The organism is Streptomyces sp. GbtcB7, from assembly GCF_019091445.1.
Taxonomy (GTDB): Bacteria; Actinomycetota; Actinomycetes; order Streptomycetales; family Streptomycetaceae; genus Streptomyces; species Streptomyces mirabilis.
In genome coordinates, this window is record NZ_JAGXJM010000063.1 from 1 (window position 1) to 12,721 (window position 12,721).

General features: G+C 68.0%; 10 protein-coding genes and 4 pseudogenes. 9 read left to right on the plus strand and 5 right to left on the minus strand.

The window, feature by feature from the left end:
• Positions 1-263: 263 nt before the first annotated feature.
• The 3 genes and pseudogenes from KVT44_RS51855 to KVT44_RS51865 all read right to left on the minus strand — a co-directional run.
• Positions 264-1,008 (minus strand): annotated as a pseudogene (locus KVT44_RS51855) (IS5 family transposase); the annotation flags it as partial.
• 110 nt (positions 1,009-1,118) lie between these two features.
• On the minus strand, positions 1,119-3,878 hold the full coding sequence (locus KVT44_RS51860; RefSeq protein WP_217575709.1) for a caspase family protein: 2,760 nt from the start codon (positions 3,876-3,878) through the stop codon (positions 1,119-1,121).
• Positions 3,879-3,884: 6 nt separating this feature from the next.
• The gene (locus KVT44_RS51865) at positions 3,885-4,277 is read right to left on the minus strand and encodes a hypothetical protein (RefSeq protein WP_190168470.1); all 393 of its coding nucleotides are present in this window, start codon (positions 4,275-4,277) and stop codon (positions 3,885-3,887) included.
• A gap of 386 nt (positions 4,278-4,663) precedes the next feature.
• Between KVT44_RS51865 and KVT44_RS51870 the strand changes: the two genes are divergently transcribed.
• From KVT44_RS51870 to KVT44_RS51900, 8 genes and pseudogenes are all read left to right on the plus strand, one after another.
• A complete protein-coding gene (locus tag KVT44_RS51870; RefSeq protein WP_190168471.1) occupies positions 4,664-4,873 on the plus strand; it encodes a hypothetical protein in 210 nt (69 codons plus the stop codon).
• Positions 4,848-4,946, plus strand: a pseudogene (locus KVT44_RS59410) (IS5/IS1182 family transposase); the annotation flags it as partial. The gene KVT44_RS51870 and the pseudogene KVT44_RS59410, both read left to right, overlap by 26 nt.
• A gap of 68 nt (positions 4,947-5,014) precedes the next feature.
• The gene (locus tag KVT44_RS51875) at positions 5,015-5,590 is read left to right on the plus strand and encodes an HAD family hydrolase (protein WP_217575711.1); all 576 of its coding nucleotides are present in this window, start codon (positions 5,015-5,017) and stop codon (positions 5,588-5,590) included.
• A gap of 1,225 nt (positions 5,591-6,815) precedes the next feature.
• On the plus strand, positions 6,816-7,070 hold the full coding sequence (locus KVT44_RS51880) for a hypothetical protein (RefSeq protein ID WP_190168528.1): 255 nt from the start codon (positions 6,816-6,818) through the stop codon (positions 7,068-7,070).
• 355 nt (positions 7,071-7,425) lie between these two features.
• Positions 7,426-7,818 carry a hypothetical protein gene (locus tag KVT44_RS51885; protein ID WP_217575713.1) on the plus strand — a complete coding sequence of 131 codons (393 nt, stop codon included), beginning with the start codon at positions 7,426-7,428 and terminating at the stop codon, positions 7,816-7,818.
• Between the two features lie 224 nt (positions 7,819-8,042).
• A complete protein-coding gene (locus tag KVT44_RS51890) occupies positions 8,043-8,750 on the plus strand; it encodes a DUF4232 domain-containing protein (protein ID WP_190168473.1) in 708 nt (235 codons plus the stop codon).
• Between the two features lie 656 nt (positions 8,751-9,406).
• The gene (locus tag KVT44_RS51895; protein WP_217575715.1) at positions 9,407-9,637 is read left to right on the plus strand and encodes a hypothetical protein; all 231 of its coding nucleotides are present in this window, start codon (positions 9,407-9,409) and stop codon (positions 9,635-9,637) included.
• A gap of 143 nt (positions 9,638-9,780) precedes the next feature.
• Positions 9,781-10,824: pseudogene (locus KVT44_RS51900) on the plus strand (IS630 family transposase); the annotation flags it as partial.
• Between the two features lie 61 nt (positions 10,825-10,885).
• Here KVT44_RS51900 and KVT44_RS51905 read toward each other — a convergent pair.
• Positions 10,886-11,539: a class I SAM-dependent methyltransferase gene (locus tag KVT44_RS51905; protein WP_217575717.1), complete on the minus strand. Its 654-nt coding sequence runs from the start codon at positions 11,537-11,539 to the stop codon at positions 10,886-10,888.
• 156 nt (positions 11,540-11,695) lie between these two features.
• Between KVT44_RS51905 and KVT44_RS51910 the strand changes: the two are divergent.
• A pseudogene (locus KVT44_RS51910) lies at positions 11,696-12,016 on the plus strand (expansin EXLX1 family cellulose-binding protein); the annotation flags it as partial.
• Positions 12,017-12,082: 66 nt separating this feature from the next.
• On the opposite strand, the gene wrbA reads toward KVT44_RS51910, so the two are convergent.
• The gene (wrbA, locus tag KVT44_RS59415; RefSeq protein WP_254651068.1) at positions 12,083-12,685 is read right to left on the minus strand and encodes an NAD(P)H:quinone oxidoreductase; all 603 of its coding nucleotides are present in this window, start codon (positions 12,683-12,685) and stop codon (positions 12,083-12,085) included.
• Positions 12,686-12,721 lie beyond the last annotated feature (36 nt).

Here is a 12,721-nt window from a genome sequence, read left to right on the forward strand (position 1 = left end):
TCGGCGGATCGGGTGTCGCTGGTGTCGGTCACGCTTCCCCTCGCAAACCAGGCTGCCGTCTCGCGTACTGTATCCGGTCGCCCTCGGGCCGGCCGGACCGGCGTTCATGGGGGCGACCCCTTGGGGCGAAGGGTTCTCTGCGGGATGGCAAGACTCCGCCGCAGACACCTCCCTTGGCATGAGCCGCGATCAGGGCGCTACTGCCCCGGCTTGGTACTGCCGCCAGTGGAGCGCGCGCCGGCGGGGCGATGGCCTAACAACAGCTAACACAATGAGCCGAGTTGCCGGTGAGTGATGAGGCAGCAGGCGAGTTTGAGGAACGCCTCGTGGATGTCGGCCCGCCGTTCCCAGCGGATCCGCAGGCGTCGGAAGCCGTGCAGCCAAGCAAAGGTCCGCTCGACCACCCACCGGTAAGTTCCCAGCCCAGTCCCGTGCCGGTTCCGCGTCTGGCGATGGCCGGCACAATGCCGCGAGCGCGGACCAGGGCGCGGTAGATGTCGTGGTCGTAGCCTCGGTCGGCGAACAGCGAGTCGGGCTTACGGCGAGGACGGCCGACCCGGCCACGGACCGGCGGGGTCGCCTCGAGCAGTGGCAGGAGCTGGGTGACGTCGTTGCGGTTGCCGCCGGTCAGCAGGACCGCGAGCGGGGTGCCGTGTCCGTCGGTGATCAAGTGGTGTTTTGAGCCTGCCCGACCCCGGTCGACCGGCGAGGGGCCCGTGTGGATTCCCCTTTTAGTGCTCTGACATGGGAGGAGTCGACCACGTACCGGGACCAGTCCAGCCGGGAGGCCGCGTTGAGCTCGGCCAGCAGGACTTCGTGGAGCTGCTGCCACACGCCGGCCTCGTTCCAGTCCCGCAGTCGCCGCCGGCACGTCATGCCCAAGCCGAAACCGAGGCCCTGCGTCAGGTACTCCCACTGGATCCCGGTGTGCAGCACGTACAAGATCCCGCACAGCACTTCCCGGTCCGGCAACGGCTTGCGGCCGGGATACCGGAACCTGCGTTCCTGGACACGGCAACGAGGACCGATCCACCTCATTGTGTTAGCTGTTGTAAGACGCTCTGTCGAACCGCGTTCCAGCCCGCGTTCGACCACTGAAGATAAGCACCCATCTCAGGTTACTGGACTCGTTGGGCTCGCTGAATTCGGTGCAGTATGTCCCATCCCTTCTGGGTGATCCGCCTGTCATCAGCGGGGTTATTGTTGTCGCTCAGAAGGTGGTCGACGTTGAACCGGGTAACGGCCTGGCATGTCAGTGGCCCGTAGTTGTCGCTCTCGGGGACGTCCTCAGCCATGTATCCGGCGGTCTTCAAGAGGCCCTGCAGTACCCGGACGTCGGGATGAATGCGCTGGGGCCCGAGCTTCCGAGGGAAACGTGGGACCATGAACCGGCTACTGCCTGACTGCAAGGGGATGCTGAGACATTGTCCCTGGCTCAGCTCGTAGGGCCACTGAAGGTTGTTTTCTTCGATGATTCCCGCGTCCCGCACGCCGTAGCGTCTGGCGATTGAATGAACGGTCTCATCGGCCGAGCTGACGCGATACGCGGTATGTGTGTACTGCGAGGGCTCGTAGTTACTGCGGTTCGAGGGCCACCAGGGCCACCAGGGCTCCGGCTGGCTCGGCTTGGTGCGCATCGCTCTCAGGGTTTCCGTGAAAACCTTGGAGTGGGTAATTTGTTGCGTCAGATATTCGGCACACCCCACTTGCGAGCGTTCTTCGAGTGCAATTACTAGCTGTGCCTGTTCCTGGTGTCCCCACTTTTCCGCGACGGCCGTGAGGACTCTGTTCGACAGAGTATTGGAGATTCCCTTCTCCAGGCTGTCGATTAGTGCGGCCACGTGGTGGACGGGGCGGTCGGTGACGTCGAGGAGGAGATTTGTCTTGTCCGGCAAGACGCGTTCAAGAGCGATGGCGAGCTTGGCTATGGCGTGGGGGTGCTGGCTGCGGCACAGCGTGTGGATCCCTCTGTCGGTGAGGAACCGCGACTGCTCCTGCACCAGATGCTGCAGCGTCTTGGCTGCGTGGCCCAGGGGTCGTGACAGGCTGAGCCAGAAGATCCGTTCTGCGGCGTTGCTGTTTCCGACCGCATCCAGCCGTGTGAGCAGGTAGGACGCCTCGTCCGGCTGGCAGGTGCGCGCTGCGTGGTCCAGGAGTGCCTTTACTTCCAGATCAGCGTTGAGGCTGGTCAGCTGCTCGGCGATAGCGCCGAAATCTCCGATGCTCCGCATGTGCGCCGTATTCACCGCCGCGGCCAGAGCATGGTGCTGTTGCCCGACCGCGAGCAGGTGAGCGATGAACTGGGAGATGTCCTGCACCAGCCATGTCTGGACGGCTATGACCCGCGCGTCTGCGGCTTCTTGGAAGAGCCGTGCGGACTGCAGAGCGGCGACGAGTTCGGCCATGTACTGCGGACCACGCACCGTCAGCCCGATCTCGACCATCCGCCGGGCGATCTGTGTGTGGCCCGCCTGCCCGAAGGCTGAGATCAGCGCGGCTGTCTCGGCAGCGTTGCGGTGCTCCGCTGCGCTGCGGCAGAGGAGATCCCGCGCTCGTGACAGGTTCTCCGGAGCCAGGTAGGGGAAAAGTTGTGTCACATCGGTGACAGGGCGTCGCGTAGCCACCGAGCGCATGACCGTCTCAAGGGCCCCGCCGGATTCTCTCCGGCAGATCAGGCGGATCAGGGTGACGGTCTCTTCGATCTCCCGCGTGATGGCGAAGCTGCTCAGGATAGCCAGGGCGTGTTCGGGCAGTCCGGCCCGGTCAAGTTCGGAGGCGAAGGCCGTGGCGTCATGGGCCGGATGTAATCGTGCTGACAGTCGCAGCAGGCTGACGACGCACTCATCCGCGGACGCCATGTGCAGCAGGTCGACGAGCTGGGCGCTCTCCTTGACGGGACGGGCCAGCAGCATGGCGGGCAGCGCGCTCTCGGCCGGTGCCTGGAATCCGGCTGCATACAGGGCGCTTAGCAGCGGGGCGAGCTCCGCGATGGCGCGCACCTGCAGGGCGGTGCGGACGAGGTCGGTCGCGGTGGCCGACCGCTGCTCGTGCAGCATGCCCACCGAACTTACCAGTTGGGCCACCGTCGCGGTGCGGGGTGTCGATTCCAGAAGGTGCAGCATGTCGTGACCACCATGGTCGGGCAGCACGGCCGGTACGTAGGCGTTGTTTCGGATGAACGGGGTGGTGCCCAGACCGTTGCGGTCCAGGTCGAGGGGCACGGGTCGCCTCTTGGTCTTCAGCTGTCCCTGCAAGTGCCGGAAGATGACGTTGAGGTCGAGCAGTTCGGCCGCGCCCGGTACCCCGTCGCGGAGGGTCGCGAGGAGTTCGGCGGTGAAGGCGGTGTAGGTCTCGCCGGGCGGTGCGAGGGCGACCGCGGTTTCGCCGGCCGCTGCCATGACGTAGGTTCCGTCGACCTCGGCGACATCCATGAACGACTCGGACTGCGGGCCGAAGGCTCGGGCGCTGTAGCAGCAGTCGAGGATGACAATGCGCCGGCCGGCTCCGGTCGTCCTGACGGCGCGTCTGATCCAGTCGTAGGGCAGCGACGTGTCGTAGACGGATGTGTGGTCGCTGTCGGGGACGGCCAGGTACAGCTCTCCTGTCTCATCGAGGAGACCGTGGCCCGCGTAGTAGATCAGCAGGGTGTCGGTGGCTTCCTTCGCGGCCTGCCGGAAGGCTGCTGACACCTCGCGGGTGGATGCGGGGTCGACGAGGGAGCTGCAATTTCCGGTGAGGAACGGGCCGCTGGGTCCTGTGAGCAACGACCGCAGGGCCGGCACGTTGGCCTGCACCGCGGGCAGGCCCTCCAGCCGCTGGAAGGTGCTGGCGCCGACGAGGACGGCGCGGGAACCCTTGGGGCAGGGAAGTTGGTTCACTTGGGGCTATTCCGGTTCGCGCGTGAGCTCTTCCAGCAGCCGCACGGCTTCGTCCGGGGAGCTGTCGCTGATCGTAATCGTTGTCCCGTCCGGACGTCGCACGGTCAGTACCGGTCGGCGCGGCCGGGTAGCCCGCCAGCTCACGATGGTCCCCGCGAGGGAGGCGGCGCTGAAGGACGAACTGACCACCAGCGACACGATGTCGATCACCTGCCCCTGGGAGCCCGGAACGGGCGCAACGGCAGTTCCCAGTTCGGGTGCCGCGTGCCGGAGTGCCTGCCGGTCTGCCTGCAGCCAGGAGTAGAGGGACCTCAGCTCCAACTCGCCGACCTTACGTGTCACTTCATCAACACCCACATGCACCTGCATGAACACCCTCTCGCGCTGCACACTCTCCACGCTCCACAGACGAATGAGAGCGGCACTCCAGTTCCGGCTTGAGTAAACACGCGTGGGTGAAATTGAGCACCCGTGAGAACTGTGACAAGGGCGGACGCGCCGCCAGTCGCGGAACCGATCGGGGAACGCTGTCCACTGGGCGAGCAGGGGGGAGGCCACATGTACGTCCGCCGCGGGACTACGACGTCGACGGCTGCCTGCGGGCTCAGGGTGATGAAGTACCTCGCTTGTGCCGGGACCACCGGACAGCAACTTGCGTGGTTGAGCCGCCCCGCGGACCACCTCCGCCTGCGCGGGGACCACGGCGCCCTGGTGACCGGCGCATCGATCGGTGACGCAACAGTCGGCGCAGCCACCGCAGCCGGGCCCACCACGACGTTGCCGGGATGCACCTCGGCCAGGACGTCATCACCGCGCTGGAGAAGGCCGCCACAAAGGAGGAGAAGGCCCAGCAAATGAAGGGAGGCTCGGAAGAACAAGACGGGCAGGACGCCGCGAACAGCCCCGAGCGGGAAGAGCGACGACGCATCCGGCGTAGGCGCAATCTGCGATTGAAGGCTGCCCTGCTCGGGACGCGTGCGGGGCGGGCAGACTAGCAAGATCCATCTCGCCGCCGATCGCAAGCGCCGCCCGCCGGCGTTCGTCCTGACCGCGGGGCAGGCCGCGGACAGCCCGCAATCTATCCCCGTGCTCAAGAAAGTACGGGTGCGTTGTGGTGGACGCTGGAGGCGCGCCGCATGCGGGAATACCTGGCCGGTCAGTGCTTCTTCGCTGAGCACCACCGACGCAGGCTCCGTTCCTTCCTGCCGATGCTCGGCGAGCCGGTTCCGGAAAGTCCCGGCCTTCTGGACGCCTGGATCGCCGAGCGCTACCTCACCGTGTTCGAGGAGTCCTGGCGGTGCTGTCCCGATGTCCAGCCCTGCCTGGAGATCCTGAAACGGCTTCCCCGAGGACCGCGTCTGGCCGTTCTCACCAACGGGGACCCCGAGCAGCAGCGCGCCAAGCTCGCCCGTTTCGGCCTCCTGGAACACTTCGAAGCCGTCCTGACCCCGGCCGAGCTCGGTGTGGCCAAGCCCGTCGCCTACGCCACCGCCTGCCGGTGGATGCGGACGGACCCCGCGCAGGCGGTCAACGTGGGCGACATGCTGGAAAGCGATGTGAACGCAGCCGCCTTCGCCGGGCTCACCGGCATCTGGCTGGACCGCGGCATCGACTTCGTCACCGGTGGACCATCGCCGACGGCAGACGAGACGGTGCTCCGTATCGAACGGCTCACCGACCTCCCCGACCACCTGTCACGCACGAACGCCTGACCGGCTCTCACGGCCGTCGTCAGTGGGCGGCCCGGGTCGACGCCTGCCCCGGGGCACGCATCAGCTGGTTCCAAGAATCATGGCCAGGTTCCAACTACCGTGGCTCGGCTCAACGAACCACTCAGCCCGTGGCCCGGGGCGGCCAACGGGGGTGCTCAGTGTGGCCAACCGAGGTTGTGGCCGTGCTTCCGTGAAGGGCCCGCTTGCCCAGGTATAGGCCGACGACGCATTGGTCGTAGTCACATTGGAAGCCTGATCACAACCTCGGGATACGACTCCGAGAGCCCCTCTCGGGGTGGCACTACTCCGTTGGAATCAACGGTGGCTTCCACTCCGACCGTGGTTCATTGACCCAGGCATGCAACCATCACCTACGAGCAGGCTGTCCAGCCTGGTAGCAGTCCCGTCCCTGGCTCCGGTCACCGTCACCGCGCGTGGTGGCGGCCCCACGTACGTCGGCGATAGGCCGGGCGGTGCCAGTGGCGGCGGAGGAGGGGGCGGCGCTCTCGCGAGCTGCACCCTCACCGGACTGAGCACGGGCCAGACGCTCACCATCACCGTGGGGAAAGGCGGCAACCCGGCGGGGACGGAGGAGCCGCAGCCCTGCAGTCCTGCCGCGCGTACACGGTAGGCAGCGGCGGGAACGGCGGCAGCTGGGAAGGCTGGCGCAGCAACACCAGAGACGGGGGCGGCGCAGGGGCCGATGCCCCTCAGGAGACCCCGAGCTGCCCCACCAACTCCGGCAACGGCTGTGTCGCCCTCACCTACAGGTCCTGACGCTGATGTTCCTGGCCCGTGCCGGAGTACTTCCTCTTCGGCGCGGGCCCGGTTGCCTTCGGCTGGCCCGGCTCGAAGCCGGCGCCCGCAGCCTGCGGTCGTCGTCGTGCGTCTGGTCATGCGACGGCCGCCCGACGACACGATGGCGGATCGGCATCGAGCGGGGTCCCAGGCCGCCGCGTACTGATCAAGGCACCGGTCGTCGGCGTACTTGAGAGTGCTCAACCAAGTACAGACAGACGTGCTCAGTTGGAGATCACCGACGACGACGGCATCGAGTACACGTGCGGCGACTGCCGCAACGTCCTGGAGTTCGACAATCTGGCCTCGTCTCCGACACCCGAGAGGGAACCACTGCCTGAGCCACCTGCAGGGAGCAGGCTCCGGCCGATATTCCCGGCAGGGGCCTTCGCCGTGTCCATATAATCCTGCCGCGATGAAGAGACGCGTGCAGTTCACCGAGCAGGTTGCGCGGTTCCGTGACTACATGCCGGCCGCAGATCGGGAAAAGTTCCTGCGTCTCGTCGACAGGATCGCAGCTGAGCCTGAAGGCGCCGACAGTCACCTTGCCTACACGACCGACGCCGTGACGCGCTCGGCCTGGGAAGATCACGTAATGGTCCACTACGTCGTGACGAGCTTCTTCGTGGTCGTCATCGAGACGGACATCTACGACGCGTCGCGCGGCTTCAACGAGGTGTAGGGCCTGTCCGGCGGATCTTGCCGGGCGCGCCCTGGCGTCGGCGAGGAGGCGCGTCCGAGCATGTGGGGATCAGCCCTCATGGACAAAAGGCTGGCGAGCGCCTCAGCGTGGACCTCGAGGCCGAGGGTTCGGCTCTGGGCCCTGCCGGACCGACTCGTCGGGCGACCGTGGCCAACTGCGGTGTCCGCACAGAGGACTTGGTGCTGGACCACCGGGAGGCGTTCGTCGAGAGCCTGGCCGGGATCGCGGCCGGGTGCGCGGTGGGGGAGTCCGCACCCGCCCGTGCTGCGCGGCGCCTTCGAGGCCGTCGTCGCCGGGGCCGATCGCCGGATTCGCGGGCCCGGAGTTCCCCCGGATGATCGACGAGAGCCAGACGTTCTCCGCCTGTCCGCGGGGCCCGCACGAATGGTGCGAAGAGGTCTTCGCGGAGGTGCTCGCCGAAGCGACCGGTGCGGCGGGCGGCGCCACCCCGCGTATGGCGGCGGCGCTCGTCGCGGCCTTTCACCGGGTGCTGTTCCGGCCGATCCAGGACCTCACCCTCGCCGGGCGGGCCAGCCCCGAGACCGCGGAAATCGTGGCAGACGAGGCGAGTCGATGGGTGCCTTCGATGTGCTGGAAACCTGGCCTCGCGGGCCGGGCGGCTGCTCCCGTGGGCGAGCGGAGCGGGATGAGGAGGGCAGGCGATCGGTTGTGGTCCGTCGGGTTACGGGTCTGTCCCAACGGACGGCGGCTGCGAACAGGTGCGTGACGGTGGCGGGAACCGCCGTCCCGGCTGGCCGGCGGCGCGTCCCGGCGCGGTCCGCCCGGTGATGGCGCGCGTTGTGCCTGGCTGTGCGTGTAACAGGGATGTCTTATGAGGTGACTGTATGGAACGGTCCACCGGGCCGGGCCGGTCCTGTTGGTCGGAAACGCTCGCTCGTACCGACCCGTATCGAGCGGCCGACACTGCCAACCGATACTGAGGAAGAAACGATGCGCGTTCACAAGCTCACCTTCGCCGCCCTGGCCGTCGCCGCCGGTCTCTCGCTCACGGCCTGCCAGAACGACGACGCCGGCACGGGACAGAGCCACCCGTCATCCGCGTCCACCGTGTCGTCCGGGGCCACAGCGTCGTCCTCGGGCGGCGGTTCGGACTCGGGCAGTTCGGACCAGGGCGGCGCGAAGGACTCCGCCGGGACGAGCTCCGCAACGAACTCCGGCGCAACGAGCTCCGGCGGGACGGGTACGGCTGCCGGGACCGGCTCCAACGCGAACGCCAAGGTCGGCAAGTGCCGCACCGACGAGTTGGAGATCACGGCGAAGGACAACACCATCGACGGCGACCCCGACGGCACCGTCGTGGTCGAGCTGACGAACCACAGCGGCCGGGACTGCACGATCTCCGGGTACGCGGGCGTCGACCTGAAGACCAGCGCGGGATCGCTGTCCGCGAAGCGCACGGGCCAGCAGGCCGGCTCGGCCATCCTCAAGAACGGGAAGTCGACGGCCTTCCCCGTCAACTACCCGTTCAACAAGTCGGGCGGCTCCGGCGTCCGCGTCACCGGGCTGGTGGTGACCCCGCCGGACGAGACGAAGTCGGTCACCCTCAACTGGCCGGGCGCCGCCACGCTGCCCGTCACGGACGGCTCCGGCTCCCCGGTGAAGGTCGGCCCGGTCGGAAGCGCCGGTCAGGGCGGCTGACCCGCACGCCTGACGACCTCGTGCACGGTTGGCCGCGGCACGTCGAGGTCTGCGGCGCTGACGGTGTTCACGCTTGACGGCCGAGGGAGAAGCAAGACTCCCCGTCCGGCTCCCTCCACCCCGCCGTGTGGGACCTGGTCAAGACCCCCAGCGCGTCACGGGGCCACAGCCGCCCGGGAATGCGGTACCGGTGTACTTCCGTCGGGAGTACACCGCGATGCTGGAGGCGGCCCGGAGCAGTGCCGCCCAGATCATTGCTCGCCTCACTGCCTCTGAACAACTCCAGGCCGGCTTCCGCGCCACCCCGCACGCGCTCAGCGAGGAGGAGCAGGCCACCACCCGGGTGCTGGACGCTATGGACCGCACGGGCCGCGTTCCCCGTGTCGGGGGCCAGCGCAAGCAGGACACGGCTCAGCTGCTCTTCCTCACGCTGGCCGACGTCGCGCCCTTGTTCATGCTGACCCTGACGCTCGGCCAGCTCCGCGCCCCTGAGACGGCCGAGCTGCCCGCCGATCACACCGTCACCCGCGAGGGCGTTGTTGTTGTCCGGCTTGACGAGCACATGAACATGAAGGCGGGCACCGCGCCCGTGCGGTGGGAGACTCGCGGCGAGGGTCACAGCTCTCTGGAGTCAGCCGTCGACTTCTACCTCCTGCTTGCATCGGCTCACCACGCGCAGCCGCTGCTTCTCCGGCACACCGCAGCTGTGGAACTTGTGGACTGGACGCGGCGCCAACCTCAACGGTCACGCCCCGCTCTCCCGCCACGCCGTATCGACGCTGCTGAACACGTGGGCTCACCAGCACCACCTGACCGCCGACGACGGACGCGCCCTCACCGTTCATCTGCGCAGCCTGCGGGCCACCGCCGCCCGGTCCCGCTCCTGAGGAGCGCACCCAGCGGTAAGAGGTCTCCTGCACTGTGGTCAGCATGACGACAGAGATGAGAGCCACTGTTCAGGGCGCTATTCAGCCCTGAACGGTGCATACCAAGACCCAGACCGCCCAGCCTCCGGCGGCACGCGCGGTTCACGAGCATGGTGCGGTTCCGGCGGGCGATGATGCTGCTGGCCTCGGCGGGCGGGAACAGCGTGCCGGTGATCGCGCGGCTCGTGCAGGCGGGCGAGGACACAGTCCGCGACGTGATCCACCGCTTCAACGAGATCGGGCTGGCCTGTCTGGACCCTCTGTGGGCGGGAGGCCGTCCCCGCCTGCTCAGCGATGACGACGAGGACTTCGTCATCCAGACGGCCACCACCCGGCCGGTCAAGCTCGGTCGGCCCTTCACCCGCTGGTCGGTCCGGAAACTCTCCGAGCACCTGCGGCGCAACGTCGCCCGCCCGATACGTATTGGACGCGAGGCCCTGCGCTGCCTGCTGAAGCGTCGCGGCGTGACGTTCCAGCGGACCAAGACGTGGAAGGAGTCCACCGACCCCGACTTCGACGCCAAGCTGGACCGGATCGAGTACGCGCTGACCGAGCGGCCCGAGCGCACCTTCGGCTTCGACGAGTTCGGCCCGCTCGGCATCCGCCCCACCGCCGGCCTGTGCTGGGCGAAGCAGGGCAAGCCCGACCGCTTGCCGGCGGCCTATCACCGCACCCACGGAGTGCGCTACTTCCACGGCTGCTACTCCGTCGGCGACGACACTCTCTGGGGCGTCAACCGGCGCCGCAAAGGCACCGACCACAGCCTCGCCGCACTCAAGAGCATCCGGGCGGCCCGCCCGGACGGCGCACCCATCTACGTCATCCTCGACAACCTCTCCGCCCACAAGGGCAGCAAGATCCGCCGATGGGCGGCCAGGAACAAGGTCGAGCTCTGCTTCACACCGACCAACGCGTCCTGGGCGAACCCGGTCGAGGCGCACTTCGGGCCGCTGCGGCAGTTCACCCTCGCCAACTCGAACCACCCCAACCACACCGTCCAGACCCGCGCGCTGCATCACTACTTGCACTGGCGCAACCAGAACGCACGCCATCCAGGCGTCCTGGCCGCGCAGCGCCGGGAACGCGCCCGTGTCCGCAGCGAGAAAGGCATCCGCTGGGGCGGCCGCCCTCTCAACCCAGCGGTCTGACAGCCCGCCCCGTGATCGTCGGCGGTCCAGCCGAGCGGCCTCACCCCGGGAACGAGTCCCGTCAGGGCGTTTCGGGCTTGCGGGCCAGGAGGCAGGCGTGCGGTCTGTTCACGCGTCCGCCGGGCTCCTGTTCCAGTCTCGTGGTGACGACGAGTCCGGCCTGGTCCAGCAGGTCGACCATGCGGTCCAGGGGCAGGAGGTACGACTCGTAGGACACCGGACGGCCATAGCCGTGGGTCGGCTGCAGCCGCTCATTGCCGACATAGTCTCCCCAGAGCAGGTAGCCGCCGGGCGCGAGCGTGCGGTGGAACTCGGCGAACACATCCGGCAGCCACTGCGGGGGCGTGTGATGGGTGGAGTACCAGGCCAGGATGCCGCCGAGCTCGTCGTCCCTCATTTCCAGCGCGGTCATCGAGCCCTCAGTGAACCGCAGGTTCGGATAGGCGTGCCGGGCCAGCCCGACCATCTTCGGCGACAGATCGACGCCGAAGACGGACACCCCCAGCCCGGCCAGGTGCGCCGTCACCCGTCCGGGGCCGCACCCCAGGTCCGCGACCGGCCCCAGACCGGCCGTCCGCACCAATTCGGCAAACCCCGCCAGCATCGCGCGTGACAGCGGGTCCATCTCGGCTGGAGGCGGGACGCGTTCGACGTAATCGGCGGCGACCGTGTCGTACGACTCGCGGACGGCGGTCAGAAAGGGGGGCTCAGCCATGCGGGCGACCCTAGACCAGGCAACTGACAGACCATGGCACGACCTTCAGCTGACCTGCGCGACATCCACCGCTGCCGACACCCGGCCGTCACACCACGCCGTTGATTGTTTGAGGAACCCAGCACTAGGAATCCCCCTGCTTTAGCCGGGGGAGGCGTCAAGTGGAGCCTGCTGAGCCCCAGCCCCAGCACGTCCGACACGGTTTCGATCCGGTACAAGACCGGGTCCAGCCGCTGGTGGTGCGCCGTCCAGGTGATCGGCCACCGGAATCCGGTGGCGCGGCTGGAGGTCCGCACCGGCGGCGGCTGGCATCAGCTGCCCCGTACCGACTACAACTACTTCCTCTCCGACCGGGGCAGCGGGTGCGGGGGCGCGATCAGGATCACCGACATCTACGGAGAACCGCTGGTGCTCAACGGGATCGCCCTGCGGCCGGACGCCGTGCAGCCGACGCGCGTTCAGTTCGCCCGGCACTGACCCCGCCGATCGAGCGGTCGAGCCCGGCCCCGGGCCGCGCGCCGTGACGCGGCCCAGAACATCCTGTCAGGCGTTCTTGAACTGCGCGGTGACGGCGGCCACGCGCTTGCCCTGGTAGACGGCGGCGGCACGGGCGGTGTCGTCGACGGGGACCGCTCCCTGGCCGTTGACGTGGCTGGTGCCGTAGGGGTTGCCGTCGGCGAACTTCACGGGGTCGGTGTAGCCGGGCGTGACGATGATGCCGCCGAAGTGGTGGACGGAGTTGTACAGGGCCAGCAGCGTGGACTCCTGCCCGCCGTGCGCGGTGGCGGTGGCGGTGAAGCCGCTGTAGATCTTGTCGGCCAGCTTGCCCTGTGCCCACAGGCCGCCGAGGGTGTCGATGAACTGCTTGAGCTGGCTGGCGATGTTGCCGAACCGGGTGGGGGAGCCGAAGATGACGGCGTCCGCCCACTCGATGTCGTCCGGGGTCGCCACGGGGATGTCCTCGGTGGCCGCCATGTGCGCCGCCCAGGCCTCGTTGGTGGCGATGGCCTCCTTGGGGGCCAGTTCGGCGACGCGCAGAAGTCGTACCTCCGCGCCTTCCTTGCGGGCGCCCTCGGCCACCGACTCCGCCAGCTCGTGGACCGTCCCGGTGGAGGAGTAGTAGATCACTGCGATCTTGGGAGACATCAGAAGGTCCTTTTCTTCTTCTGCCGGCACGACGGC

Excerpts from the sequence above, each read along its gene's own strand:
- KVT44_RS51870 (WP_190168471.1), top strand. The coding sequence starts at position 4,664 with ATGCACCTCGGCCAGGACGTCATCACCGCGCTGGAGAAGGCCGCCACA.
- KVT44_RS51875 (WP_217575711.1), top strand. The coding sequence starts at position 5,015 with ATGCGGGAATACCTGGCCGGTCAGTGCTTCTTCGCTGAGCACCACCGA.
- KVT44_RS51885 (WP_217575713.1), top strand. The coding sequence starts at position 7,426 with ATGATCGACGAGAGCCAGACGTTCTCCGCCTGTCCGCGGGGCCCGCAC.
- wrbA (WP_254651068.1), bottom strand. The coding sequence starts at position 12,685 with ATGTCTCCCAAGATCGCAGTGATCTACTACTCCTCCACCGGGACGGTC.
- KVT44_RS51890 (WP_190168473.1), top strand. The coding sequence starts at position 8,043 with ATGCGCGTTCACAAGCTCACCTTCGCCGCCCTGGCCGTCGCCGCCGGT.
- KVT44_RS51905 (WP_217575717.1), bottom strand. The coding sequence starts at position 11,539 with ATGGCTGAGCCCCCCTTTCTGACCGCCGTCCGCGAGTCGTACGACACG.